Annotated in this window: 32 protein-coding genes; 19 read left to right on the top strand and 13 right to left on the bottom strand. The window is 43.3% G+C overall.

Annotation, left to right across the window (positions count from 1 at the left end; translation table 11 throughout):
• The first annotated feature begins 119 nt into the window (after window positions 1-119).
• The 11 genes from OE749_RS03045 to OE749_RS02995 all read left to right on the top strand — a co-directional run bounded on the left by OE749_RS03045 (window position 120) and on the right by OE749_RS02995 (window position 10,682).
• Window positions 120-701: a YajG family lipoprotein gene (locus tag OE749_RS03045; RefSeq protein ID WP_263710873.1), complete on the top strand. Its 582-nt coding sequence runs from the start codon at window positions 120-122 to the stop codon at window positions 699-701.
• Between the two features lie 141 nt (window positions 702-842).
• Entirely contained in the window at window positions 843-1,301 is a 459-nt protein-coding gene (locus tag OE749_RS03040; protein ID WP_263710872.1) for a nuclear transport factor 2 family protein, read from the top strand.
• Window positions 1,302-1,505: 204 nt separating this feature from the next.
• Window positions 1,506-2,756: a S41 family peptidase gene (locus OE749_RS03035; RefSeq protein ID WP_263710871.1), complete on the top strand. Its 1,251-nt coding sequence runs from the start codon at window positions 1,506-1,508 to the stop codon at window positions 2,754-2,756.
• Window positions 2,757-2,817: 61 nt separating this feature from the next.
• Complete coding sequence (locus tag OE749_RS03030) at window positions 2,818-3,051, top strand: tautomerase family protein (protein WP_263710870.1); 234 nt, start codon at window positions 2,818-2,820, stop codon at window positions 3,049-3,051.
• A complete protein-coding gene (locus OE749_RS03025) occupies window positions 3,052-3,465 on the top strand; it encodes a hypothetical protein (RefSeq protein ID WP_263710869.1) in 414 nt (137 codons plus the stop codon).
• 28 nt (window positions 3,466-3,493) lie between these two features.
• Complete coding sequence (locus OE749_RS03020; protein ID WP_263710868.1) at window positions 3,494-4,072, top strand: pyridoxine/pyridoxamine 5'-phosphate oxidase; 579 nt, start codon at window positions 3,494-3,496, stop codon at window positions 4,070-4,072.
• A gap of 59 nt (window positions 4,073-4,131) precedes the next feature.
• Window positions 4,132-4,509 (top strand): hypothetical protein, encoded by a 378-nt coding sequence (locus OE749_RS03015; RefSeq protein WP_263710867.1) that lies wholly within the window; start codon window positions 4,132-4,134, stop codon window positions 4,507-4,509.
• Between the two features lie 84 nt (window positions 4,510-4,593).
• A complete protein-coding gene (locus tag OE749_RS03010) occupies window positions 4,594-5,721 on the top strand; it encodes an efflux RND transporter periplasmic adaptor subunit (protein WP_263710866.1) in 1,128 nt (375 codons plus the stop codon).
• Between the two features lie 11 nt (window positions 5,722-5,732).
• Window positions 5,733-8,849 (top strand): efflux RND transporter permease subunit, encoded by a 3,117-nt coding sequence (locus tag OE749_RS03005; protein ID WP_263710865.1) that lies wholly within the window; start codon window positions 5,733-5,735, stop codon window positions 8,847-8,849.
• 106 nt (window positions 8,850-8,955) lie between these two features.
• The gene (locus OE749_RS03000) at window positions 8,956-9,708 is read left to right on the top strand and encodes an EAL domain-containing protein (protein WP_263710864.1); all 753 of its coding nucleotides are present in this window, start codon (window positions 8,956-8,958) and stop codon (window positions 9,706-9,708) included.
• A gap of 308 nt (window positions 9,709-10,016) precedes the next feature.
• Window positions 10,017-10,682 carry a YitT family protein gene (locus tag OE749_RS02995; protein ID WP_263710863.1) on the top strand — a complete coding sequence of 222 codons (666 nt, stop codon included), beginning with the start codon at window positions 10,017-10,019 and terminating at the stop codon, window positions 10,680-10,682.
• Window positions 10,683-10,766: 84 nt separating this feature from the next.
• Here OE749_RS02995 and OE749_RS02990 read toward each other — a convergent pair whose 3' ends face one another.
• Window positions 10,767-11,057 carry a Rho-binding antiterminator gene (locus tag OE749_RS02990; protein ID WP_263710862.1) on the bottom strand — a complete coding sequence of 97 codons (291 nt, stop codon included), beginning with the start codon at window positions 11,055-11,057 and terminating at the stop codon, window positions 10,767-10,769.
• A 272-nt stretch (window positions 11,058-11,329) separates the two neighbouring features.
• Here OE749_RS02990 and OE749_RS02985 point away from each other — a divergent pair, with 272 nt between their 5' ends.
• A complete protein-coding gene (locus tag OE749_RS02985) occupies window positions 11,330-11,914 on the top strand; it encodes a PEP-CTERM sorting domain-containing protein (RefSeq protein WP_263710861.1) in 585 nt (194 codons plus the stop codon).
• 41 nt (window positions 11,915-11,955) lie between these two features.
• On the opposite strand, the gene OE749_RS02980 is transcribed toward OE749_RS02985, so the two are convergent.
• From OE749_RS02980 to OE749_RS02930, 11 genes are all read right to left on the bottom strand, one after another.
• Window positions 11,956-12,231, bottom strand: a complete 276-nt coding sequence (locus OE749_RS02980; RefSeq protein ID WP_263710860.1) for an HPr family phosphocarrier protein — start codon at window positions 12,229-12,231, stop codon at window positions 11,956-11,958.
• Window positions 12,231-13,076 carry an RNase adapter RapZ gene (gene rapZ, locus OE749_RS02975; protein ID WP_263710859.1) on the bottom strand — a complete coding sequence of 282 codons (846 nt, stop codon included), beginning with the start codon at window positions 13,074-13,076 and terminating at the stop codon, window positions 12,231-12,233. Before rapZ ends, OE749_RS02980 begins: the two co-directional genes overlap by 1 nt.
• The gene (gene ptsN, locus OE749_RS02970) at window positions 13,073-13,519 is read right to left on the bottom strand and encodes a PTS IIA-like nitrogen regulatory protein PtsN (RefSeq protein WP_263710858.1); all 447 of its coding nucleotides are present in this window, start codon (window positions 13,517-13,519) and stop codon (window positions 13,073-13,075) included. The genes rapZ and ptsN overlap by 4 nt, the downstream gene beginning before the upstream one ends.
• 18 nt (window positions 13,520-13,537) lie before the next feature.
• The gene (gene hpf, locus OE749_RS02965; RefSeq protein WP_263710857.1) at window positions 13,538-13,825 is read right to left on the bottom strand and encodes a ribosome hibernation promoting factor; all 288 of its coding nucleotides are present in this window, start codon (window positions 13,823-13,825) and stop codon (window positions 13,538-13,540) included.
• Between the two features lie 27 nt (window positions 13,826-13,852).
• Window positions 13,853-15,325: an RNA polymerase factor sigma-54 gene (locus OE749_RS02960; RefSeq protein ID WP_263710856.1), complete on the bottom strand. Its 1,473-nt coding sequence runs from the start codon at window positions 15,323-15,325 to the stop codon at window positions 13,853-13,855.
• Window positions 15,326-15,411: 86 nt separating this feature from the next.
• Window positions 15,412-16,137, bottom strand: a complete 726-nt coding sequence (gene lptB / locus OE749_RS02955; RefSeq protein ID WP_263710855.1) for an LPS export ABC transporter ATP-binding protein — start codon at window positions 16,135-16,137, stop codon at window positions 15,412-15,414.
• Window positions 16,138-16,139: 2 nt separating this feature from the next.
• Window positions 16,140-16,688 (bottom strand): lipopolysaccharide transport periplasmic protein LptA, encoded by a 549-nt coding sequence (gene lptA / locus OE749_RS02950; RefSeq protein WP_263710854.1) that lies wholly within the window; start codon window positions 16,686-16,688, stop codon window positions 16,140-16,142.
• Window positions 16,660-17,220 (bottom strand): LPS export ABC transporter periplasmic protein LptC, encoded by a 561-nt coding sequence (gene lptC / locus OE749_RS02945; RefSeq protein WP_263710853.1) that lies wholly within the window; start codon window positions 17,218-17,220, stop codon window positions 16,660-16,662. The genes lptA and lptC overlap by 29 nt, the downstream gene beginning before the upstream one ends.
• Window positions 17,217-17,771 carry a 3-deoxy-manno-octulosonate-8-phosphatase KdsC gene (gene kdsC / locus OE749_RS02940; protein WP_263710852.1) on the bottom strand — a complete coding sequence of 185 codons (555 nt, stop codon included), beginning with the start codon at window positions 17,769-17,771 and terminating at the stop codon, window positions 17,217-17,219. The genes lptC and kdsC overlap by 4 nt, the downstream gene beginning before the upstream one ends.
• The gene (locus tag OE749_RS02935) at window positions 17,771-18,739 is read right to left on the bottom strand and encodes a KpsF/GutQ family sugar-phosphate isomerase (protein ID WP_263710851.1); all 969 of its coding nucleotides are present in this window, start codon (window positions 18,737-18,739) and stop codon (window positions 17,771-17,773) included. Before OE749_RS02935 ends, kdsC begins: the two co-directional genes overlap by 1 nt.
• 16 nt (window positions 18,740-18,755) lie before the next feature.
• On the bottom strand, window positions 18,756-19,712 hold the full coding sequence (locus tag OE749_RS02930; RefSeq protein ID WP_263710850.1) for a calcium/sodium antiporter: 957 nt from the start codon (window positions 19,710-19,712) through the stop codon (window positions 18,756-18,758).
• Between the two features lie 476 nt (window positions 19,713-20,188).
• On the opposite strand from OE749_RS02930, the gene mlaF reads away from it, so the two are divergent.
• From mlaF to murA, 7 genes are read left to right on the top strand one after another with little or no spacing between them, the layout of a single operon-like run.
• Window positions 20,189-20,992, top strand: coding sequence for a phospholipid ABC transporter ATP-binding protein MlaF (mlaF, locus tag OE749_RS02925; RefSeq protein ID WP_263710849.1), 804 nt, complete (start codon window positions 20,189-20,191; stop codon window positions 20,990-20,992).
• The gene (gene mlaE, locus OE749_RS02920) at window positions 20,985-21,764 is read left to right on the top strand and encodes a lipid asymmetry maintenance ABC transporter permease subunit MlaE (protein ID WP_263710848.1); all 780 of its coding nucleotides are present in this window, start codon (window positions 20,985-20,987) and stop codon (window positions 21,762-21,764) included. The genes mlaF and mlaE overlap by 8 nt, the downstream gene beginning before the upstream one ends.
• Before the next feature lie 14 nt (window positions 21,765-21,778).
• Window positions 21,779-22,246 (top strand): outer membrane lipid asymmetry maintenance protein MlaD, encoded by a 468-nt coding sequence (gene mlaD / locus OE749_RS02915; RefSeq protein WP_263710847.1) that lies wholly within the window; start codon window positions 21,779-21,781, stop codon window positions 22,244-22,246.
• Between the two features lie 12 nt (window positions 22,247-22,258).
• On the top strand, window positions 22,259-22,921 hold the full coding sequence (gene mlaC / locus OE749_RS02910; protein WP_263710846.1) for a phospholipid-binding protein MlaC: 663 nt from the start codon (window positions 22,259-22,261) through the stop codon (window positions 22,919-22,921).
• Complete coding sequence (locus tag OE749_RS02905) at window positions 22,922-23,233, top strand: STAS domain-containing protein (RefSeq protein ID WP_263710845.1); 312 nt, start codon at window positions 22,922-22,924, stop codon at window positions 23,231-23,233. It begins immediately after the preceding gene.
• Between the two features lie 33 nt (window positions 23,234-23,266).
• Window positions 23,267-23,527, top strand: coding sequence for a BolA family protein (locus OE749_RS02900; protein WP_263710844.1), 261 nt, complete (start codon window positions 23,267-23,269; stop codon window positions 23,525-23,527).
• A gap of 9 nt (window positions 23,528-23,536) precedes the next feature.
• Window positions 23,537-24,799 (top strand): UDP-N-acetylglucosamine 1-carboxyvinyltransferase, encoded by a 1,263-nt coding sequence (murA, locus tag OE749_RS02895; protein ID WP_263710843.1) that lies wholly within the window; start codon window positions 23,537-23,539, stop codon window positions 24,797-24,799.
• A gap of 100 nt (window positions 24,800-24,899) precedes the next feature.
• Here murA and OE749_RS02890 read toward each other — a convergent pair whose 3' ends face one another.
• Window positions 24,900-25,988 carry a trypsin-like peptidase domain-containing protein gene (locus OE749_RS02890; RefSeq protein WP_263710842.1) on the bottom strand — a complete coding sequence of 363 codons (1,089 nt, stop codon included), beginning with the start codon at window positions 25,986-25,988 and terminating at the stop codon, window positions 24,900-24,902.
• Between the last annotated feature and the right edge of the window lie 142 nt (window positions 25,989-26,130).

The raw sequence follows: 26,130 nt of genomic DNA, 5'->3' as shown, positions 1-26,130 counted from the left end.
TAAATTAAACCGAAGGCCTTTCGACAGAGTATGATGATGACACAACTGCATTTTTACTGTAGTGGGTTAATGTACAGCAATAAATGCTAAAAACTTATGCAATTACAACAGGAGTGAGTATGCGCAAAAAAATGCTATTGAATTTACTGGGAGTGATGAGTTTAGTTGGAATGATGGCTGGGTGTTCGGTCACACCACAGATAGTAGTGTTAGAACCAGCGCTGACGATACAGAGTTCATCGATTGGCAGTGAGCAAGCCGTCAGCGTGAAAATTTCTGACGTTCGACTCCAAAAATATCTGGGTATGGTGGGGAAAAAAGGCGAAAAACAAGCGCCTATCATGACGTCAGAGCCTTTAGAAAATATCGTCAAGGAAGCTGTGAGCGAAGGTTTGGCGCGTAAAGGTTTTCGTATCACTGACGGTGCAGACATGACGCTAAGCATTGCTATTCAGTCTTTTCAGTATGAAAGGGTTGATGAAGATTGGACCAAAGGCGTGATAATAAAAAGTGTTATGGATATTAAAGCTGAGAAACCAACGGGAAATATGAAAAAGACGTTCCGCTCTGAGCAAGAAGAGCGTGTGGTGTTTTCCCCTGACGAAGAAAAAAATGCGAAATGGTTAAACGAGGCGCTATCAAGAGCCTTGTCGAAAATTCTCAGTGATGAAGATTTATTGGTTTATATCAGCACGCATTGAGGCGTGTCGCCGTGGAGATATTACTGTGTGTCTGATGAGGTTCGAATTTAGCGGGCGAATTTGTTAAGAAAGATCTTTGGTATAAATGACTCGGCTACCCAGAGCTATCAGAGGTATACGCTGCTATAAGGATTGGTAAGTATGAAACGATTTGGATTACTGTTACTTTGTGTCGCTTTATCTCTTTATATCTTTGCAGAGAATAAGGAAAAATCGGCAATAGAGCGAGCGGTCAAGGATTATATCCAATCTCAGCACAGGGTCTTGCCCGATATGATGGCGAACGGGATAGATACATCTCTGGCAAAGCGAACGTATTGGGAATCAGAAGAGGGTAATGAATTTATTCTTGAGTCGACTTACGAAGACATGGTGAATTTAGCGGGTGTTTATAATAAAAATGGTGATAAATTTCCCGCCTCACCACGAGTTGACATAGATATTTATGATATTGACGAACGTGTTGCCTCGGTAAAACTGACGGCTGATGATTGGATTGATTACATGCATCTATACAAAAACGGTGAAGGGCAATGGAAAGTCATCAACGTGTTGTGGCAACTCAATAATATCAACGACCATGTGAGCAAAAAACGCTGAAAAAGCGTTATTTCAGACGTCATAACATGGCATGTTGAGTTTTTCACCCGTATTTGTGTTACAAATATTACCGTTAACGTAGTGGTGATTTAGCGTAATAGTGACAACTTGGTAACAGTTTGTAACTGGCTGATTGAATTGGAAAAATGCTTACGGTATGTTGTCTGATTAAATTGATGTTCCGTTAAGGTTGTACCCCCTGTCATGAAGACCGTTTCTATTTTGCTTTTACTTTCTTTGCTTGGCTTGAGCGCTTTTGTCCTCCACCAAAAGCAATCGTTTGATGGTGCGAAAGCATACTCTGAACTTAAGCAAGCTCTTGATGAACATTATGCCTATTTGGATTCAGCTGAAAGGAATGTTGCTGAGCTAACAGAAACCTTTCGCTCAGCTTTAGTGGATGCAGATTCACAACATAGCTTCATTGATAAGGCGCAGCAATACGTCAAACTATTTAGAGATCCTCATTTAAATCTGGGCCCTTACGACGAAAACGATATCAGCGTTTATCCGACAGGGGCTGATGTGTATGTCACCTATGAAAATGGCAACGCGAGGGTTATCGATACTAAATCTGGTTCAGCGGCCCATGAAGCCAATATCTTGCCTGGAGACCTGATACTAGGAATAGATGAGCACTCTATTGATGAAGCTATTTTTGAGGTAGCGGGAGTGGATAGTGAGCGCTTAAGTAACGGTCAGAGAGACTACGCACTTAATGTGGCTTTGGGGGGGAAACGTTATCAGCCAAGACAATTCATCATTGAGCAACAAGGTGAAAAACGCACGGTCTCGCTTGCGGCAGGGTACGACAGTATCAATGCGCTTAATGATGGTCCGGCTGTCAGCTTTAAGCGTTTGAATAATATTGGTTACATCCGTTTTAATAACGGGCTGGGAAATCAACAAACCGTCTCAGGATTTCACAGTGCGCTCGAGCAGTTAACAGGCGTTGAAGCGTTTATTATTGACATGCGTAATACACCCAGCGGTGGGAATACGGGTGTGGCTGAGCCAATATTAGGACACTTTGTAAAGGAGCCCACAGCTTACCAACAATATAAGGTGCAAACTGGTGGCAAGTCCTATGGTGATGCCGATATGCAACAGGCAATCGTTACTCCAACCTCACCTTTTATTTCACAGCCTTTTGTCGTGCTTGCTGGACGCTGGACCGGGAGTATGGGAGAAGGAATGACCATTGCCTTTGATGCATTGGGCGCTAAAGCTGTGATTGGCGCACCCATGGCTGATTTGTTGGGAGGGATTAAACGTGTTGAGCTGCCTACATCAGGTGCATGGTTAGAAGTAGGATTTGAACGACTTTATCACATCAATGGCACGTTTCGAGAAGACTTCGAGCCTGATATTCTTCTATCGGCGGCAGATATTACTCAATCTGGCGAAGATGAAGCCTTGCTGGTGGCAATCAATCTTCTTTCTGAAGCATTGTAAGCAGACAATTTAGCAAGTATTTATTGCAGTTTAATACCGCAAAAATAAGAAGGAAATTACTATGCCGTATGTAAACGTTCAAATTTTATCTGGTGCAAGTAAATCACAGAAAGCTGAGATTGTGAAAGACATTACAGACTCACTCAGCCGTGTGTTAGGGAAAAAGCCAGAGCACACCCATGTTGTTATTCAAGAAATAGAGGAACAAAACTGGGGATTTGCAGGGCAATTAACGGATGAATGGAAAAAATCAGACGCTGATCAGCCCGACAGCTTACCAGTGAAAGAAAAGTAAATGCGAAAATTTTCACCCCATACTTTACTGATTAAAACGATCATTACCCTCAATATCATTGCAGCAATGGCTGCGATGGGAAGTGTGGTCTTTACGCTCTATGACGCGGCTGTTCTAACATATGAGGGAGTAGGCTTTGCTGTCGCTCATGTGGCTGCTGCGGTCGTACTATGTAAGCGCTATATACTTGGACTACGGCTCACGTTTGTTATGTTTTTAGTGCAGGTGTGCCAATTTAGTTATGGTGCCTTAACGTATTCGTTGCAAAGCGGGTTAATGGTGAACATTATCTTACAATTTGACGATATGGGCGGATTCGTTTCAATTAACCTCTTGGCTATTATGGTGACGTTGTTTTGTGCAATAAGCATGTCAAAGCTTCGTAGTCAACGTAACGAAGAAAATGTAGTGTGAGTAAGTCGTTGTTTTTGAAAGAAGTAAAATGAAAGATCCACTCGTTCGACTGCAAGGCTGGTGGGTTGAAGCTACCCGTTCGTCTCCCCTCAATCACAAAAGTGCAATATGTGTGTCGACGATAGACGAAGACGGTTATCCTGTAGGACGATTCGTTGACCTGAAAGCGATAGATGCAAAGGGGCTCACGATTTGTACGTCATTGGCGTCTGCTAAAGCCAGTCAAATAAGCCGCTGTAATAAAGTAGGCGTGACTGCTTGGTGGGATCACGTTGGCTATCAAGTGAGAGTAGCTGGCTATGCACATCTCCTATCTGATGAACGAGCAGATTACTTTTGGTCTCAACGATCGTTTGAAGCAAAGCTTTCAACTATTGCTAGTCAACAAAGTCACATTATGGCATCAGAGGCTGTTTTCCAAGCCAACTTGGCGAGTGCTGCGAAAGCGTGGGAAGGAAAGTCCATTCCTAGGCCTCAAGAGTGGGGGGGATTTGTTGTTGAGCCAGAATCCATTGAGTTTTTTCAGTTTTCTGATGATCGCTTGCACATTCGAGAGTGTTACACAAAGCGTGCGGGACACTGGCAACGTAACAGATTGCAGCCTTAAAATGTGCTTGCTGGGACGAATGGAAATGGTTACCCTGCCTATCTACTTGAAGGAAGCAGATGACAGAGTCTAAACAGGCGTTTACATGGTTTATGGTGATGATATCGATTGTTATTCAGTCGCTGTCTTTTGCTGTGTCTTCGGAGTCGCTACATCAGTATGACCCTACTCATGCAAAATTGTCTCATGATCATCAACATGATCGTATTCTTACGGAAGCCGTTGATATTCCTAATCAAGAGAAATCCAGAAGCATCGATGGTCATGATCCTGCTGATTGCCATCATTGTGGGCACTGCACAGGAACGCACATGTCATGGGTAACAGAAACATCAGAGTTACACTATCACGATGCTGTTTCATTGCTTGATGTTCCTTACTCTTCGGTGATCCCACATAATTTCATTTCCGCTCCATACCGACCTCCTATAGCTTAACGTTTCTCTATCGCCCGAACTAAGGGGCAATTTCCTTTTTATCTCCATCGCGTTGTAAAGCGAATTTATTTATGAGAAACCATTATGCTAATTTTTAAAGTACGTAAGTGCTTACTTTTTTGTTTTATTTTTTTATCAATTCAACCTGCCAATGCAGAGATTAAACACGCACATGATGAACATGAGGATGAACACAGTCGAACGGTGCAATTGACGGAAGCACAAATACGAAACGCCAATATTGTTGTCAGTGAAATTAATCCTGAGCGCGCTAAAAGTGTGTTTTTTGCGCCAGCCGAAATTGTTGCAAATAGATTTAAGACGCAAGTTGTTGCGCCCATTGTTGATTCAGTTGTACGCAAAAGACACGTTGCATTGGGGGAAACCGTCAAGCCTGGCCAACCCTTAGTCACGCTGTTTAGTGCTGAAGTAGCCCGTGCACAAGCGGATTATGTAACCGCACGCGCTCAGTGGCAAAGAATGCAAGGGCTTCAGACATCGTCAGTGAGTGAAAAGCAAAAGTCTGAAGCCAAAACGGAGTTTGATGCAGCCAAAGGAATCTTGCAGGCTTACGGATTAAAAGATGAATTAATCCTGTCGATGAGTTCAGACTCAAAGTATGCAGATACGTTAGGAGAGTACACACTCTATGCAAGCCTGTTGGGTTCAGTATTGGAAGATAACTTGCTTCAGGGGCAGCATGTGGAGTCTGGGGATGTGCTGTTGTCTATTTCCAATGAACGTACTCTATGGGCAAATGTTTTTGTTTCGCCATCTTCAACATTCAACGTTAACGTAGGCACGCCAGCGGTAGTCATCGTGAATGGCGAAACCTACCCTTCTCACGTTATACAAACTGCGCATATGCTGGATTCTAGCACGCGTACTCGCATTGTAAGACTCCAAGTAGATAACCCAAAAGACAGGTTACATGCAGGTATGTATGCAGAGGCTAGGTTTACTTCCTTCCTTCAGCATAAACAAACGGTTGTTCCTGAGTCTGCATTGATGTCTGACGCTACGGGAAATTGGTCAGTGTTTATGCAACTTAAACCTGGCGTCTTTTCCCCGCTCTCAGTAAAACGCGGAGAGGAAGTCGAGGGTGGCGTAATTATCACAGGCCTACCTGAGAATATTTCAGTGGTAACGTCGGGCGCATTTTTTATCGCATCTGAACTCAATAAAGTGGGTTTTGACCCACACAACCATTAGTGGGGGGTGACATGTTAGCTAAATTGGTTGCCCTGAGCATAGAGGCTCGACATCTGGTGCTTGCCCTATTCGCTACATTGTTAGTCATTTCTGGTGTTTCTCTCTCAGACTTACGGTTAGATGCGTTTCCAGACGTAACAAATGTTCAGGTATCCGTGAATACCGAAGCACAGGGTCTGGCATCAGAAGATATAGAACAACTTGTCACTTACCCTATCGAGTCTGCTATGTATGCGTTGCCTCAGGTAGAAGAAGTACGATCCATTTCTAAAACGGGCCTTTCTATTGTTACCGTTGTTTTTAAAGAAGGCATAGACATTTATTTTGCGAGGCAGCTTGTATTTGAGCGACTTAACAGTGCTGAACGTCTTATTCCTGATGGCGTCGGGGCTCCAACAATGGGCCCAAATACTTCGGGTTTGGGGCAAGTATTTCAGTATCTTTTAAAGTCGGATGATCCTGTAACCTTTGACAATGTTGCGCTTCGAAGCCTGAATGATTGGGTAGTGAAGGTGTTATTAATGCCCGTAGAGGGTATTACTGAGGTGTTGTCTTTTGGTGGAGAGGTAAAGCAATACCAAGTGGCCTTGAGCCCGTCGAAATTATTAGCCTATGGCTTAACGCAAGAGGATGTCATTGCCGCGATTGAGAGTAATAATGTAACCGCGGGCGGTTGGTATATGCAGCGCGGTCAAGAGCAACTTGTTGTAAGAGGGGCGGGTTGGTTTGAAAGTGGAGAAATCGGGCTTACTCAGCTCAAACAAGTACCGGTTAAAACAGAAGGAGCGGAAATTGTTCGTTTGGAGCAACTTGCTATTGTGTCTTTTGGTAGCGAGATCCGCCAAGGTGCGGTGACGTATTCTGAGCGCGATGAAAATGGGGAAATTAAACAATACGGTGAGGTTGTTTCGGGCCTCGTGTTGAGCCGGATGGGAGCGAATACTGATGAGACGATTTCTTCGATAAATCGACGGGTTGAACTGATAGAGAAAGCCTTGCCTGAGGGCGTAAGCTTTAAGCCTGTGTACGACCAATCACTGCTTGTAGATGCGGCGGTGTTAACCATCATAAAAGCGCTACTTATCGCGTCTGTACTCATTATCGGTGTGTTGGCTGTATTTATGGCCAATGCAAGCGCAATAATATTAGTCGTCACTGCAATGATTGCCTCTGTGCTGATCACGCTTGCTTGCATGGCATGGTTCGATATATCTGCAAATCTTATGTCTTTGGGAGGATTGGCAATCGCTATTGGTATCTTAGTCGATAGTGCCGTTGTGATTGTTGAGAGTATCATTCGGCGAAATCAAACGGTCTCTTCTTCTTCGCTGCAAGCGTTAGAAGGCATATACATGTCGGTTAACGATGTCGCAAAACCTATCATGTTTTCGTCGCTGATTGTTCTTAGTGTTTTTTTGCCGCTGTTTGCATTTGAAGGTGTTGAAGCAAAGCTGTTCGAACCAATGGCAACAACGATAATGTTAGCTATTAGTATAGCGACTGTAGTGGCGCTATGGGTGTTACCCGCTCTGGCGGCGATAATGATGAAGCAGTCTAACCCGCAAAAGAAAAAGCAGCGAGTATGGCGTGTTTTCGAAGATAAGTTTACCGCGCTCTTAGTTTATTTAATGGCTCACACTCAAAGGTTAATCTTTGCTCTCGTTCTCATTACTTTGGCTTCTGCTTATTTTTTAACTCAGCTGGGGAGTGAATTCGTGCCAGAGCTAGAAGAAGGTACATTGAATATTCGCGTGACATTGGCTCCATCTGCTAGCCTTGAAACGGCCTTAGCGCTTGCTCCCAAATTAGAAAATGCGTTATTAGCTTTTCCTGAAGTGACCTACGCACTGAGCCGTATAGGTCGACCTGAAATTGGGGGGGACCCGGAGCCCGTTAGTAACATTGAGATCTATATAGGTTTGAAGCCCATGAAAGAGTGGACGACGGCAAAGTCGAGGCAGGCGCTACAAGCTGAAATGGCAAATGCTTTGAATACGTTTCCGGGCATGCTTTTAACATTTTCCCAACCTATCGCAACACGTGTAGATGAATTACTTTCGGGTGTAAAAGCGCAGCTTGCGATTAAGTTGTATGGCCCAGAAATTGAGGTACTCCAAGAAAAAGGCGCTGAGATAGAAAAGATGGTAAGTGCCGTAGAAGGCACCGCTGATGTGGCAATAGAGCAAATGGCAGGAGAGTTACAGCTTGTGGTCACGCCAAAAAGAGCTGCGATGTCACGTTATGGGTTGTCAGTAAGTGATGTTATGTCTGTCGTGCAAAACGGTATCGGGGGGCAGCAGGCAGGACAAATTATTCACGGTAATGAGCGTTACGATATTAATGTTAGATTTTCAGAGCACTATCGAGCATCTACAAAAGAGATTGAGAATATCATGTTGCAGTCGCCAACAGGGGCTTGGGTGAAGTTAGAGCAAGTGGCGACAGTCTCATTTAAGTCAGGTTCATCGCAAATAAGACGAGATAATATACAGCGCAGAATCACGATTCAGGCAAATATAAAACATCGAGACATGGGAAATGTTGTGTCGGACATTAAACACGTATTGGATACAACAGTGAATTTGCCCGATGGCTATACAATAAAAATTGGTGGGCAGTACGAAAGTCAGCAACGTGCGCAAGCTAAGCTTTTCACTATCATTCCTCTATGTGTCCTAATGATTGGCTTTTTACTGTTTTCAGCCTTTCAATCAATCAAATTAGTTGGATTGGTGATGGTGTGTATTCCTCTTTCAACTTTGGGAGGCGTATGGGGGTTGTATTTTTCAGGGCATTATTTATCTGTTCCCAGTGCCATCGGATTCATCGGATTGTTTGGTATCGCAGTGTTAAATGGTGTCGTGTTAATAGAAAGTATTCATCGGCGCCGCCTGATGGGAGGAGATGTGCAAGATGCCGTGATAGAAGGCACCTTGAGCAGGCTGCGTCCCGTGCTAATCACAGCGATGACGACTTGCTTTGCATTGTTACCTGTTATTATGAGCAGTGGAGTGGGGGCTGAGGTTCACCGGCCATTGGCGGTGGTTGTATTAGGCGGGTTAATTTCGTCAACGTTGTTGACCTTAATTGTGCTGCCTTGCCTGTACCTCAAGGTGACTAGAAAATAAGACCTAAACAGTGCCAATGGAAGGTTGGCACTGACCTCACGCATAAGAGTGGTAAATATCGAAAGAGCAACTAGCCTTCTATTTATATATACAGGCGAGAGTGGCAATGGAAGAAGGTAAAAACGCTTATAAAGGGTGTGAGCAATGTAAGGTTTCTGGAGATCTGGATTTTGACTTTTCCATGGCCATGCAGCCTATTTTCGATATGGAGATGTCCTCAGTGTTTGCTTATGAAGCTCTGGTCAGAGGAAAGAATAATGAGCCAGCGTATACAGTGCTCTCTAAAGTTAATGATCATAATCGATATCACTTTGACCAACAATGTCGGGTAAAAGCCATACAACTGGCAGCGCAATTGGGGGTGAAAGAGAAGCTCTCGATTAACTTTTTGCCCAACGCCGTTTACAAGCCTGAACGTTGTATTCGTACTACGATGCATGCAGCCAATCAGGCTGGCTTTCCGCTAGAAAAAATTATGTTCGAATTCTCAGAAATGGAGAGAATCGATGATGCCTCACATATCAAAGGAATTGTCGATTACTACCGGAGCTCTGGCATGTTAACGGCAATTGACGACTTTGGCTCTGGTCATTCAGGATTGAATTTACTAGCAAAACTGGCTACGGACTTTGTAAAGCTAGATATGGCATTGATTCGCAATATCGACAAAGATGCCAAACGACAAAGTATTGTGTCTCACACGTTGGCACTATTGCGCGAACTGGGTATTGGTGTCATTGCAGAAGGGGTTGAAAGCCAGTTTGAACATGACTGGCTGAGCAAACATAACGTGCGATACGTACAAGGTTATTATTATGCTAGACCGGGCTTTGAGTCTTTACCTGAGCTTGCAGTTTAACGACACTATTCTCGTTAAAATCCATGTTTAAGACAGAGAAAACGCGCATGTGGTCGTGTGTTAATTAAAGAAAACATATTATTTACATCAATATTCTATCTCCATTACACCTTATTCAAAAACTGTAAACTTATAGGTACTTTTTGCGATATTTGGCCGTCACAGAAGCCCATATGAAGAGGTGAAAAAATTCAGGTTATCCGTAGAATACGCCCCCGTTTATCAATTCTGACTATTGTGTCCATAGATAAAAAGTCTAAGTGGTGCTATCCAGAATCATTATTCAGAAAACTATCAGGGTATGCTGTATGAAACCGACCTCTCATCCATTCTATGAAGATCTTTTGGCGTTGATCAGTGGTGGGCTCTTTGTGGCGATGGGAATCGGCCTTTTTAACCAACATGGTTTATTGACAGGTGGTACAGCGGGTATGGCTCTTGTAGTAGCAAACCTGACCAACATCAGCTTTGGTACCTTATTCTTTTTCATTAACATACCCTTTTATTACCTAGCGTGGACGCAGGTTGGCAAGCGTTTTACCATTAACACCTTTGTTTCAGTGAGCTTGGTGTCTTTATTGACTGAGCATATGCACAACGTCATTTCTATTGATAGCGTAAATCCGATTTTTTCAGCATTTGTCGGAGGAATGATGATTGGCGTGGGGTTACTGATTATGTTCAGACACAGCTCAAGCTTGGGGGGGCTAGGGATTCTCGCCTTTTATCTTCAGCAAAAATTCAATATTCGCGCCGGTACATTCCAACTTGTAGTGGATATCTCAATCATGGCTTTTGCTGCTTTCTTTTTTAGTGCTTGGTTACTCGCGTTAAGCGTACTGGGAGCTGTGATGATGAATATTGTACTCACAGTGAATCACAAGCCAGGTCGGTATCAAACCATTTCCGCAACACCAAAGCAGTCAATTGAACAGGAAGCTCTACAAGGCGCACATGAAGCTCTCACCAAGTAAACGCGTTGCTACTTGTTGACTGCTATTTAGACGGAATCCATGAAATAGCCTTCCACTAGGCTAAACATGTTTACATGTCTAAATTCATGCTGATTGACGAAAATCGATCATATTGAAATGCTGATTGGTTTCAATGGCTTTCATGGTTAACACGTCATCAAGTACGATCGCGGCGCGTGATGGCTCTTTCATGCTGTCTAGCGCTGCTGCTGGGTGTGGGCTTACGTCAAGATATAAGCATTCCCTTTTTAGCTCGTCATAGCCAGTTGTCACAGGCTTCCCTAATACTTTATCGCCTGAAACTAGAGTTAACTCTACGTCGATTCGATACATGCATGCAATCTCTACATAGTCATGAATATGGCAATCAATCATTTACACATCCTTTTACCTATATCGGTAAAAAAGACTACCAAATTTTGCCAGTAAAAAGAACCTATTTCGCAAGTTTAGTGATTGACGGAGAAAATAAATTGATAAAAGTGTATTTTTGGTAGTTTTAACGGATAAAAGGGGGGAGTGTCATGAATTTATACAAGTCTGACCTTTCTTATGACTGATATGACATTAAAAGCCTTATAAATCAATTAAATAGAATTTGGCATGATGTTTGCCTTTGTAGGTGTGTCTATTTAAAGGAGTGAGAAATGATTAAAATAGTTAAACTTTTATGTGCTGCATTAGCATTACAGATGTCTGCTAGTGCGAATGCCGCATTAATTAACTTTACAGGGAATATTACCTACCACAACGACGTTATTTACACGTATTTTAGTTTGGATCAAGATGCGACCAACGTACGTGTATGGACGGATTCTTTCCGAGATGGCACGAACTTTGATCCAATTACCGCCTTGTGGAATGCAAACGGTAGTTTAATTGAGGAAGATGACGACAACGACAATATTAACCCGAGCACACAGACCAGATTTGACTCTGGATTTACTATCGACTTTTTGGCGGCAGGTGATTACCTGTTTACCGTAGCGACATATAACAACAGGGCCAATGGTCGTCAGCTATCAGATGGTTTTAATTTTGACAGTCAGGCACCAATACTACTGCGTGATTGGACTCAACCTGCGAATAGTATCAACATGGGGTCGTTCTGGAGCGTATGGCTAGATGGCGTATCACGCGCATCTAACCCGACGGCCGTTCCTGAGCCAGGCGTTTTAGCGCTTATGTTATTAGGTGTGGCCAGTATCGCCTTCAGACGTAAAGCCAAATAAGAAAACTTTCGTAATTATCAGGTGAGGGGGCTGAGTCCCCCTTATTCTTTTTCGTTAAAACGCTTTTCAACAATTAGCTGTTCTATCGCCTTTAGGGCCTCGTTTGCATCATGCCCTTCGCTTATGACGGTTACCTCTTTGCCCTGAGAACTTTCCAACATCATTAATCCAAGTACACTGTTGGCTGATGCCTGCTTGTTACCTTGCACAAGCGTAACCTCAGCATCAAACGTTTGTGCTAGTTTAACGAGCTGTGTCGCCGCGCGAGCATGCAGGCCGAGTTTGTTAACAATGGTAAGGGTTTTTTCAACGCGCATTATTTGTTGAGTTCTCTATGTCGAATTTGAACGTCAGGATGTTCACCGCGAAAGTTTCTTGCTAGGGCCTCAGACACATAGACCGAGCGATGTTGTCCCCCTGTACATCCAATTGCTACGGTGACATAACTTCGGTTATTACGTTCTAAATGAGGTAGCCAAGTTGAAATCAGGTTTTGTATCTGCCAAATAAATTTTGTAACTATGGGTTGCGAGCCCAAGAAGATCTCAACGGGGGAATCTAGCCCCGTTAAATGTTTTAAATCTGGTTCCCAATGTGGATTCGGAAGAAATCTCGCATCAAACACGTAATCAGCATCTTTAGGAATACCGTACTTGAATCCAAATGATTCAAATACCAAAACAAGCCTAGAGCTTTTTTTACCTAGAATACGTTCTCTTACCAATTCCGCCAGTTGATGAACAGACAATTTATCTGTATCAAGATATAAATCACAGCGCTCTGCGATAGGCGCTAGCAACTCGGCTTCGGCCCGTATGGCATCCGATAACGACTTGTTTTGCTTAGACAATGGATGTAATCGACGTGTTTCGCTAAAGCGCTTTAACAAAACGTCGTCACTCGCATCCAAATAGAGTATTGTCATCTCCCAGGTCGCAGGTAAGTAGTCTAGAATTTCTACTAACTCTTGTGGATTCTTGGGAAGATTTCTTACATCTATACTGACAGCCACCTGATCGTACTCATCTACAACAGTATGAGTGAGTGTGGGAAGAAGGTTAACGGGAATATTGTCTACGCAATAATACCCTAAATCTTCAAGCGCCCTCAATGCGATTGATTTTCCCGAACCAGATCGCCCACTAATGATGATGAGCTTCATTGCGTAATCGCCTCAAAGAGTTGCACGTTTCCTCTTGCTGAGCGAATGCGTTTGATGGTGTTTTTATCGTTGAGTTTTCCAGCAATCATAGCAAGCGTTTGTAAATGCCCTTCTGCTTGGCCTTCGGGCACAAAAATCGCAAAGAATATATCGACGGGTTTATTATCAATAGCGTCAAATTCCACCGTTGTGTCACTGGTAATAAGCGCAGCCACAACCTCCTCAAGCCCCTCTATGCGACCATGTGGAATAGCGATACCATTGCCAATACCAGTGCTTCCCATTTTTTCTCTACATAGCAAACTTGATAAGATAAGCGAAGGTTCAAGGCTAGGTAAATGATCTGATACAACTTGGCTAATAATTTCGAGAATACGTTTTTTGCTGGTGCCCTGAACTGCACAATGTGTGCAGTCAGGGGAAAGTATGTCTTTAATTTCCATTAATATGATCAGAATGTGTTAATGGCGTTTCAGCTTTTCCTTGTGCTTGATCACTTGACGATCAAGCTTATCGATTAAGCTGTCAATGGCTGCATACATATCATTGTGTTCGGTACTTGCAAAGACTTCTGCGCCATTTAAATGAAGCGTTGCTTCGGCTTTTTGATTAAGTTTTTCTACGTTGAGGATGACATGAACGTTGTTAATGTGGTCGAAATGCCTCTCTAATTTGGTGAACTTGTTGTCTACATAATCTCTAAGAGAATCTGTAATTTCCACATGGTGACCAGTTAGGTTGATTTGCATAACGCGTCTTCCTTCTGTTTAGCGAGTCTAGATAAGACTCTTTCTCTGGTTTGACGGGGGTATCGATAGCGATTCCCGGTACTTTGCTATTGTTCGCCGCGCCACTTTTATACCTTGGTCGGCTAACAATTGGGCAATCTTACTGTCGCTTAATGGTTTATCTGGCTTTTCGGCTGCGACCAGTTTTTTAATCAGAGCACGAATGGCCGTAGACGAGCACTCGCCGCCAGAGTCTGTTGCGACATGGCTTGAAAAGAAATACTTTAGTTCAAAAATACCGCGTGGTGTATGCATGTATTTTTGTGTGGTTACCCTAGAAATTGTAGATTCATGCATATCTACCATTTCGGCTACGTCATTCAATACCATGGGTTTCATCATTTCGGGCCCATGTTCAAAAAAGCCAATTTGTTGTTGAACAATGCAGTTTGCTACTTTAAGTAGGGTATCATTTCTGCTTTCTAAACTTTTAATAAACCACTTCGCTTCTTGCATGTGAGAGCGAATAAACTGGCTATCACTGCTATTCCGAGCATTTTTGCTCATGGCTGCGTATTGTTGGTTTACATTCAATTTGGGTAAGCTATCGGGATTAAGTTCTACCACCCAGCGCCCATTTTTCTTCAACACAGACACATCAGGAATAACGTACTCTGGTTCTCCCGTAATTAGCGCGCTGCCAGGCCTTGGATTGAGGGTTTGTAACAGGCGCATGGTCTCACGTAGTTCATCTTCTTTGAGCTTGCTCTTACGCATGAGCGTTCTATAGTCTTTGCTGCTTAGCAGGTCTGAAAAGTCTTTTATAATGCGTTTCGCTTCTTCCAGCCAAGGTGTGTCTTGGCTAAACTGATTCAATTGAATCAGTAGGCACTCTTGTGGTGAACGCGAACCTGAACCTATAGGGTCAAAAAGCTGGATGCGCTTCAATACGCACTCTACTTCATCGATTTCTACATCCTCTTGATCGAGGCTCTCAAGGATGTCTTCGGTGGATACCGTTAGATAACCTGATTCATCAATAGAATCGATAATAGCAATAGCAATAGCAGTATCGGTCTCGCTGAAATGTGTCAGGCGCATTTGCCAGAGAAGGTGATCTTGGATGTCTTCTGTCGTTTCGCCCTGAAAAATTTGCTCGTCGTCAGCGCCTGAAGAGGAAGGGGCTGGCGCAGAAGATGCGCTGTAATATTCGTCCCATGTGCTGTCTATTGGAAGCTCATCAGGGAGATCATTTTTTTCAAGTGCATCACCCGTTTCTAGGCTATCAGAGGATACGTTGTCTGCAGTTTGCTGCTCTTTGTCTCTCGTGCTTTCGCCATTCAAAGATTCAGTATTGCCGTCAGTTCCTTCTTCAACCTCTAACAAAGGGTTTGACTCTAACGCTTCTTGAATTTCTTGCTGTAAATCGAGCGTAGAAAGCTGCAGCAGTCTAATGGCCTGCTGCAGCTGAGGTGTCATTGTCAGTTGTTGGCTAAACTTTAGGTGTAATGAGGGTTTCATTTATATCTTGTTGTTGCTCGTTTTAATAGCCAAAAATGCTGAAATAAAAAACGTTCATAGAGGTTGATTACTTCTTGTTACGTTAACTATAGCTTGAATTGCTCGCCCAAGTATACATCTCTGACTTGCTGATTATTTAATACTTCATCCGCGGTGCCTGACGCGATCAGTTCTCCGTGACTGACGATGTATGCCTTTTCACATACATCTAGGGTTTCTCTCACATTGTGATCGGTGATTAAAACGCCAATGCCGCGATCTCGTAAATGTTTTATGATCTTCTTTATATCATTTACAGAGATGGGATCAACACCCGCGAAGGGTTCATCCAATAAAATAAATTCTGGATTCGCTGCTAGGGCGCGAGCGATTTCAACGCGGCGCCGCTCTCCACCCGATAAGCTCATTCCTAACGTATTGCGGATGTGATTGATATTAAACTCATCGAGTAGGGCATCCGCTTCTTCTTCTCGTTCTTCACTGGATAACTCTTTACGTGTTTGTAAAATCGACATGATATTTTCATATACGGTCAACTTTCGAAAAATAGAAGACTCCTGAGGCAAGTAGCCGATACCTTTACGCGCTCTTACATGCATAGGTTGCAATGTTAATTCGCTTTGATCGATAAATATCTCCCCCTTGTCTAGGGGAACAAGCCCTACAATCATGTAGAAGGTCGTGGTTTTTCCTGCACCGTTAGGCCCTAACAAGCCAACTATTTGGCCGGTAGCCACTTCCAAGCTCACATTTCGAACTACTTGTCTCGACTTATAAGACTTAGCCAAATTACTGGCACTGAGAGTGGCCATGACTACTGTTTACCTTTTTGCTCGTTATTGTTTTTGTCTTGTTTAATTACGTTCGGTTGAAATACCGTTCGGACGCGCCCTTCTTCATTTTCGTTACCCTCAGCGATAAGCTGCTGTAGCGCCATATTGAATACGATAGACTGGGTTTTTACCATGCTACCTTTCTGGCTTAGCTCAGCATTGCCTTCTAGCGTTAACGTACGGTTTTCAACTTCGTATTTAATTTCATCGGCTTTTGCTGTTATTTTTTCGCCGTCATCCATTTTTTGTGTGTAAATGGCCGGTTTACCGCGAGCGATGAATATTTCTTTGCCGTCACCAGCCAACGCGATGACTTCTACTTCATCAGCTTTGATGTCTAACGTACCTTGCTTAATACTGACATCTTCTCGGAATACTGACGTTTTGGTTTTTCCGTCAAAAAAATTAGATTTTGAATCTATAAATATAGGTTGATTAAAATCATCTTTACCAGCGTTAGCATGGAAAGACAATAGGCATACGCTGCCAATATATGCGACACTAATAAGGCGCGTAAACAGTTTGTACATGGTCTTTTAACTCGTATTGCTGGGTTTCCAGATTAGCAGTAAACCCTTTACTCTTAATAACGAAGTTCTGCCCCGTAATTTCTACAGGTTGGTCAGACATCATCGTTCTGTCTTTCAAATTCACTTCGAGAAATTCAGTTTTAATCGTTTGCACATAACCTTTATTACTTAATGTGCGGATTTCTACTTCGTGTTCAAGGCGTATAATCTCGTTTTCATACAGTGTGCCCTCTTCGGCATCTAGTTGCCATGGCTCTGCTTGATTCTCTACAAAAATGGTATACTGAGGCGTTTCAAATAGCGTGAACCCTAAGAGCTGATAATGCTCCATTTTTTTTGCATAAACCAAATGGTTTAATTCACCCTCAGCATTATAAAACGTGCTTCGCATATTGTGTGCTTGATAGTTGGGTCTGAGAGACTCATCTACCGAAGGCGTTTTTTGTGCGGCTTCGTCTGACACCCAGCTTGGAACATAAATACCCAAGACAAGCATGAACAACAGTAATATGCTCAGGGTAATACGATTCATACACTACTTCCATGATTCATATCAATCTGATCATGCGCTTGAAGTAATAAGTCACATACTTCCCTTACTGCGCCAAAGCCTCCTTTGCATGTGGTGATGTAATCAGCCTGCTGTTTAACGTAAGGGTGCGCGTTACAGACTGCAATTCCAAGTACACTCTGATTAAACATACCAATATCAGGCATATCATCGCCAACGGCAAGGGTAGACTCGGAAGGTATATTCAAAGACTGCTGCAGTACTGCTAAAGCATTTTGCTTGCCCTCTTCGCCCTGGATAATATGTTTTACGCCAAGAGATTGCATTCGATTTTCAACAATATGAGAGCGTCGGCCAGTAATGATTGCCACCTCAATGCCCAGTTTCATAATTGCTTTTACACCGTACCCATCGAGCGTATTGAAGGCTTTTAATTCTTCGCCATCATTTCCCATGTAAATACGGCCGTCTGAAAAAACCCCATCTACATCAAAGGCTGCGAGTTTTATACCGCTCAAGCTTTTGAATATATTGATAGGAAGGGCACCGTAAAGTGTATCAATTGTTGTCACTACACTACCCCCGCTCGAAGTAGCAAGTGCATATTCAGTGCGCCGACGGGCTTACCCTTGTTATCTATTGCAAACATAGAATTTATTTTTTTGTCTTCCATGATATTCAGTGCCTCAACGGCCAGCATGTCTGGAGACCCTGTGATACTTCGTTTCGTCATAACGGTTTGAACCTGCGTATGATGAATATCAATTTTTAGGTCGAGAATTCTGCGTAGATCGCCATCGGTGAAAATACCAAGCAACTTACCTTTGTCATCAATAATGCCTGCCATGCCTAAGCCTTTTTGAGAAATCTCTAATAGGACGTCGCTAATGGTTTCAGTGGGTCTAACAAGAGGCAACTGATCACCTGTAAACATGATGTCGCTTAACTTTAAAAGTAGCTTTCTGCCTAAGCTACCTCCCGGATGTGACAATGCAAAGTCATCAGAAGTAAAGCCGTTTGCTTCTAATAGCGCAACCGCGAGCGCGTCACCCATAGCGAGAGTGGCTGTGGTGCTCGCTGTCGGCGCTAAACCAAGCGGGCATGCTTCTTCCTCCACCGCTATGCAAACGTGAACATTGGCATGAATCGCTAAGGTGCTTTTAGGATTGCCTGTAAAGGCAATCATCGGCACGTCGAGGCGTTTAATTACAGGCAATAAGCCAATAACTTCTTCTGTTTCACCAGAGTTAGACATGGCCAAAATAACATCGTTGGCTTCTAACATACCTAGGTCGCCGTGGTTGGCTTCACCGGGATGCATAAAAAAGGACGGTGTACCGGTGCTTGCCAAAGTGGCGGCTACTTTCTTACCAATATGACCTGATTTACCCATGCCCGTGACTATGACTTTGCCTTTTCGCTCCTGAATAAGTTGGCATGCCCTGGTAAAGTTATCGTCAATGAACTGTTTTATATGTTGAATGGCTCGCTGCTCAATATCCAGAACGTTTAATGCAGATTGCGTATAGTTTGTAATCATGAACGTTTACTCAAACTTAGGCGAATAAAATGTATTGATAGCCAATAAAGCAGCCCACTAAGGCAATACCCTCATAGCGATTAATACGTCTTGTTCCGCGGATATTAAAGCTAAAAATAATCATGAGTGTTGTGATTAGTAGCATCGCAATACCGTCACGTGATGCGGCATTAGGGTCAATAAGTCCCGGAGCAATAAGCCCTGGCATGGCCATCACTGCTAATATGTTGAAAATATTCGAGCCGATAATGTTCCCCAGAGCTAAGTCGTCTTCTCCTTTTAGTACACCCGCGACGCTCGCAGCCAGTTCAGGGAGGCTCGTGCCCAACGCGATAATGGTTAAGCCAATAACAAGATCAGAGAGTCCGAAGTGACGCGCAATAAATACGGCGGCTTCTACCATAAAATGCGCGCTAAGAGGCAGCATGATCAGCCCGACAACAATCCAAAAAATTGCACTGCCAGTGGAAACGCCTGTGGGAATTTCGTCTTCGGTTTCCTTCTCTATGGGGTCGCCTTTTTCTACATTTAATGACATCCACACTAGTGCTGCTATCATCGCGATAAGTAACGCAATAAGAATGGCACCTTCAACGAAGGTCAATTGATTATCATACAAAAAGTACAATGCCAACAACGTGATAAGTAATAACACGGGCATTTCTCGTCTAATTGTAGTAGAACTAACGATCAACGGCTTGAGTAGAGCTGTCACGCCAAGTACTAGAGCGACATTAGTGATGTTGGAGCCGATAGCATTACCTACTGCTGTGTCGGTATTGCCAGAGATTGATGCTGCGGCGGAGACAACAATTTCAGGAGCCGACGAGCCCATAGCGATTATTGTAAGCCCAATAACCATAGGCTTGACGCCTAAGTTTTTGGCTAATGCAGATGCCCCGTATACAAATCGGTCTGCACTCCAACTTAAGACAGCGAGGCCAATGAGAAAAATAATACATTGAGTTATCACAGTTTAATCTTCTTAACTTTTCCAGACTATGTTTTAGGCTAACATGTGCGTATAATTACGCGGCGTATAAACATTGAGCCAACTTGATCTTTGCCATTTAGCAAGTGGCAACGTCTTTTATCGTACATACGAAGTTGTGTTAGAGCACAGGCAACGTGTTTACGCGTGAGCGATTGTCTCAAAATCTATAAACATTTCCTATAACCTTGTATCTAAAGAAGAAACTTTCAAGGGTTAAAAGGCGTTTTTCTAAGCAATTTGCGATAGAAGTAGAGCACAGTAAGTTAAGCTCGTTTATTTATCATGATTTTAGAGCGACCATCGATATTTGCTTCAATGTGATAGGTTACCACCTTATATATATTGTTACGTTTTGATTTTGTTGAACTTGCTTGAAAAAGTGTAGACTAACCGCATATTAAGCACCTGTTTACCGCATTGCATACCTGAATGTGAGCTTGGGATTTATATAATTAATGGATAATTTGGTAGAAATTGATAATTTAAGTTTTTCTCGAGGGGAAAGAAAAATCTACGATGGTATTTCTCTCACCATTCCGAAAGGCAAAATTATCGCGGTGATGGGCCCCAGTGGTATTGGCAAAACCACGTTATTGAAATTGATTGGTGGCCAACTCAGACCTGACAGTGGTGATATTCGCTTTAAAGGGCAATCTATTCCTAGCATGTCACGCTCAGCACTTTTTACTGCACGCCGTGAAATGAGTATGTTGTTTCAAAGTGGTGCACTATTTACCGATATGTCAGTATTCGACAACGTGGCATTTCCGCTGCGAGAGCATGCGCACCTGCCTGAATCTTTGATTCGTACGATTGTATTATTGAAATTACAAGCCGTTGGATTACGTGGCGCGGCTAATTTGATGCCAGCAGAGCTATCCGGAGGGATGGCGAGAAGAGCTGCATTGGCTAGGTCTATTGCGTTAGATCCTGAGTTAATCATGTACGATGAACCCTTTGCAGGGCAAGACCCTATCTCAATGGGGGTATTGGTAAAACTGATTAAAGAATTAAATGATGCGCTCAACTTAACCAGTATTGTCGTCACCCATGATGTCACCGAAGTGCTGACGATAGCCGATTATATTTACATACTTGCTGAGCAAAAAATAATTGGTGAGGGAACGGCTGATGAAATCAAGCAAAGCCAGTCGGCGTTGGTGCAACAGTTTTTGCAAGGTAAAGCGGATGGTCCAGTACCGTTTCATTTTAAGGCAAATGAATTGAAAGAAGATCTTATGGAGAAGCACGTTGGTTAGCTGGTTAGCGGATGTTGGAGCTGGCACGTTAAATAAATTACGTGCTATCGGACGAGCAACACAAATTTTGTGGGGAGCAGTCGTAGCCAAACCTCAACCTATTAAGCATTTCCCTTTAGTTATCAAACAAATGCATGTAGTTGGGGTGAAGTCATTGTCGATTATTGTCGTCTCTGGCTTATTTATTGGCATGGTTATGGCGCTGCAAGGGTACACTATTTTAGTGGATTATGGCGCAGAGGGAAGCCTTGGGCCAATGGTTGCACTTTCTTTGCTAAGAGAGTTAGGACCTGTGGTGACCGCCCTGTTATTTGCAGGGCGAGCAGGTTCAGCATTGACCGCAGAAATTGGTCTGATGAAAGCTACGGAACAGCTTAGTAGTTTAGAGATGATGGCCGTAGATCCATTGCGCCGCATCATCGCACCACGCCTTTGGGCCGGTCTTATTTCAATGCCGATGCTAGCGATTATTTTTAGTGCGGTGGGCATTATAGGCGGTCATCTTGTCGGTGTTGATTGGCTTGGCGTAGATGCAGGAAGTTATTGGTCAATTATGCAAGCAACCGTTGAGTGGGAAGAGGATGTCGTTAATGGCGTGATTAAAAGCATTGTCTTTGCATTCGTGGTGACCTGGATAAGTGTGTTTAAAGGTTACGATGCTGTCCCAACGTCTGAAGGGATCAGCAAAGCAACGACCGAAACCGTTGTGTATTCTTCATTAGCAGTGCTTGGATTAGACTTCGTTCTTACCGCGCTGATGTTTGGTATTTAGAGGGAAAATGAGAAATGGCATCTCGTAAGATTGAATTAATGGTCGGCCTATTTGTGGTGATTGCATTTGCTGCCACCATGATGTTAGCAATGAAAGTCGCCAATCAGGGCATGAGTGGAAATGGAGACACCTATCAGCTTCTTGCTAAGTTCGACAACATTGGTGGGCTTAAACCGCGTTCTGCCGTCAAAGTAGGGGGCGTAACCATCGGCAGAGTTGAAAAGATATTTCTTGATCCAGATGACTATACACCAGTTGTTGAGCTAGCTATTTTCAAAGAATACAACGAGTTTCCTGAAACGAGTTCAGTTTCTATTTTGACATCCGGCCTATTGGGTGAGCAATACATCGGATTTCAGCCTGGGTTCACCTTTGATGGGATAGAAATGCTCAAAGAAGGCGATTATATTGAAGACACGAAGTCTGCGTTAGTATTAGAGGATCTAATTGGTCAGTTCCTCTTTAGCCGCGATAACGATTAATTAGGGGTTTCCATGTACACGAATATTAAAGCTTGGGTTTCAACTGTAGTGCTAGTTTTAGTGTCTGCGGTGTCAATGCCATCAATGGCTGAGCAGAAGGAATACGAGAATCCGTATGAAATGATTCATGAAGTTGCACAAGTGACCTTCGATAGAATTAAAAACGAACAGCCTGAGATCAAGCAAAACCCTGATTTACTGAAGCAAATAATGGAAGAAGAACTGCTTCCGTACGTAGATTATAAGTTTTCTGCGTATAAGGTTTTAGGCAAATACTTCAAAAAAGTACCTAAAGATAAATTGGTGGAGTACATTCAAGTATTTCGCGAATATCTCATTACTACGTATGCGGTTGCACTTGGTTACTATGACAATCAAACTGTACAGTTTGAGCCTGTCAGTGATGTTGAAGGTGACAACAATGTAACGGTTAGAGCTATCGTTAAAGAACCTGGACGTCCAGATATTAAGCTTGCTTTCAAAGTGCGTAAAAATACAAAAACGAATGAATGGAAAGCATACGACATGGTCGCTGAAGGTATCAGCGTGCTGTCTAGTAAGCAAAAAGAATTTGAATCCATTTTGCGTCAAGAAGGTGTTGATAAGGTGATCGCGCTTATGCGTGAAAAAGTTCAGCAACCTATAGAAATCAAAAAGCGTGATGAGGAAGCGTAATTGTCGTCTCTTCAAGTAATTCGAGATCAAGACGGTATAATTGAACTACGTGGTGCCTTTAACCGCACCACTGTCACGCGTGATTGGTCAGAGCGTAAAAAGCATGTTTTGCAGGCCGTAAAGTCGAACAACGCGCTTGTTATTGATATGACTGAGGTGGTAAAGGTAGATTCTGCTACACTGGCAACAATGATTGAATTAACAGGGTTTGCAGATGCCGAGCAGATTTCCTTGTCATTCAAAAACGTACCAGATAGTTTGCGTAAACTCGCTGATATAAGCGATGCGACATCGCTTTTACCGTTAGAATAGTCTTTTCTAAATTTAACCTACAAGGTAAACCCAATGGATAACGACCAGATTGCATCTTTGTTGAAAGATGAACTAGGCCTAGATGAAGTCTACGTGACAGGTGATGGCTCTCATTTTCAAATTATTGCTGTTAGCGATAAATTTGGTGATATGTCGAGAGTGAAGAAGCAACAGTTTATTTATGCACCTTTGAAAGACAAAATTGCAGACGGATCGATGCATGCAATTTCAATTAAAACATTTTCAGTTGAGCAATGGTCACGCGAGAAAATGTTCAATATGCCACAGCAGTAAAGCGTTACCATGGACAAGTTGGTTATTCAGGCTAGCCCAGCATTATCGGGCACTGTAACAATCTCTGGTGCAAAAAATGCCGCATTGCCATTATTGATGTCATCGCTTCTGGCCGATTCTCCTTGTCATTTTGACAACGTACCAAATCTTCGCGACATCAATACAAGTATTGCGCTATTGACTGAGTTAGGCGTGAAAATACAACGCCATGAATCGGGTGTATTGGAGCTAGACCCGACTTCTGTCGGTAATTTCACGGCGTCATATGAGCTCGTGAAAACAATGCGTGCGTCTATTTTAGTACTTGGGCCGTTGTTGGCAAAGTATCATGAAGCAAACGTTTCTCTTCCTGGTGGTTGTGCGATTGGTGCGAGGCCTGTTGATTTGCATTTGGCTGGCCTAGAAAAAATGGGCGCAACTATCGAAGTAGAAGGTGGATATATCAGAGCAAAAGCCGAGGGCGGTCTGAAAGGCGCGACTATCTTCATGGATATCGTCAGCGTTGGCGCCACTGAAAATCTGATGATGGCAGCGGCGTTAGCTGAAGGTAAGACTATTCTCGAAAATGCGGCAAGAGAACCTGAAATTGTCGACTTGGCGAATTGTTTAAATCGTATGGGTGCCAACGTATCGGGTGCTGGCACTGATACTATCACGATTGAAGGTGTGAAAAGCCTGGAAGGTTGTCATTATCGTGTATTACCAGATCGTATTGAAACAGGCACATTTCTCGTGGCAGCGGCTGCCACCGGTGGAAGTGTGCGATGCGAAGCGGCTGCTCCTGATACCTTAGAGGCCGTGTTAGCTAAACTTCGCTCGGCAGGTGCTGAAATCACAACAGGTGCCGATTGGATATCGCTAGATATGAAAGGTCAGCGTCCCAAATGTGTCAATATTAAAACGGCCCCACACCCTGCTTTTCCAACTGACATGCAAGCTCAGTTCGTAGCACTAAATTGTGTCGCTGAGGGAACGGGTGTGGTAACTGAAACTATTTTCGAAAACCGTTTTATGCACGTACCTGAGCTTCAGCGTATGGGCGCTAATATTGCGTTAGAGGCTCATAGTGCGGTATGCAATGGTACTCCTCGCCTTAAAGGAGCTCAGGTAATGGCAACGGACTTACGCGCTTCTGCCAGCTTAATTATTGCGGGTCTCGTGGCTGATGGTGAAACGACCGTTGATCGTATTTACCATCTTGATCGAGGGTATGAGAAAATTGAGGAAAAGCTCAGAGGAATTGGCGCGAACATCCGTCGAGAATCTGCTTAAATATATACTGAATTAGCTAATAAGTTGATAATAAAATAGGGAGCACTTGCTCCCTATTTTTTAATGTTTCTAGCTGCTGTCTACGCTGCTAATCAATGTACTATTGCTGGCCTAATTCAGCTACAGTCACCGGTAGATTAAGGGTTTCACCGTTTCTTCTTACCTCTAAAGTAAGTATTGTACCTGGCGTGCTACTGGCTACTTTATCCAGTGTCTCGTAAACGTTTTTTACTGCCACGCCGTCTATTGCCATAATAACGTCGTCTGGTTGCAGACCTGCTTGTTCGGACGGTCCGCCTGGAAATACGGTATTGATAACAATGCCTATGGTGTTGGGCATCGACGTTGCAGAGAACCCTAATACTCCATGGGTTGCACGCCCTGTTGCAATAATTTCATCCATTACGCGCCGAGCGAGTTTATACGGAACTGCGAAAAATACACCGTCGACATCTCTTAATCGGCGGCGGTTATCGACTGTTTTAAAGTTGGCATTGTTGATACCAATTAAGTACCCATTGCTGTCTACTAATGCACCGCCAGAATTCCCCTCATTTAACACTGCATCGGTCTGAATAAAATCGATAAAATGCGATGAAATATTTCTGCCAATACGGCTCACAATACCTTGTGTGATAGTTTGTCCTAGATTGAGAGGATTACCTATGGCTAGAACAACATCGCCCACTCGCGTATCTGGGTCGTCTAGCTGTGGAATCACGTGAAGGTTTTCTACGTCGATTTTTAGAACGGCCAAATCAGTATGAATATCTTGTCCAACCAAATCCGCGGCGGCTAATTGTCCGTCTGGTAGTCCAACAAAGATGGTTTCTGCATTTTGAATAACGTGCAGACAAGTAAGAATATGACCATTTTCAGTCATGATCACACCGGACCCCAAACTAGTGCGCGTCCGTTCTACAGAGCGTTGGGTAAACAAACTACTTTGCACATCAATACTGTTACTGTAAATGTTTACCACCGCAGGAGCCGCATGACTCACTGCGTTGTAATAACTCAGTTTTTCTGGCGCGCTACTTTCGTAAGCGAACCAATCCAGTGTAATACCACTTCCACGGCGAAGCTCTGGCACAAGAAGTAGCATTAATACGGAAATAATCACGCCTAACAGTGCAGAGCGAAGAATGAAGGTTATCCAGCTGGGAAGTTTCACGTGATTAAAAAGCATTGAGTGTACGTGATAGAAAGCATATCACTGAACCCTGAATTATAACAGTAACAATCGTGATATATGCTTGATTTTAAGGTGAATTTGATAACTTGATTTCAGCCATTGAGATTAGCTGTTAAATGTCAAATTGATTGCTGGC

It is taken from the genome of Fluctibacter corallii (assembly GCF_025751585.1).
Lineage (GTDB): Bacteria > Pseudomonadota > Gammaproteobacteria > Enterobacterales > Alteromonadaceae > Fluctibacter_A > Fluctibacter_A corallii.
Note: the sequence above shows the minus strand (reverse complement) of the source record. Positions and strands in the feature narration are given on the sequence as shown.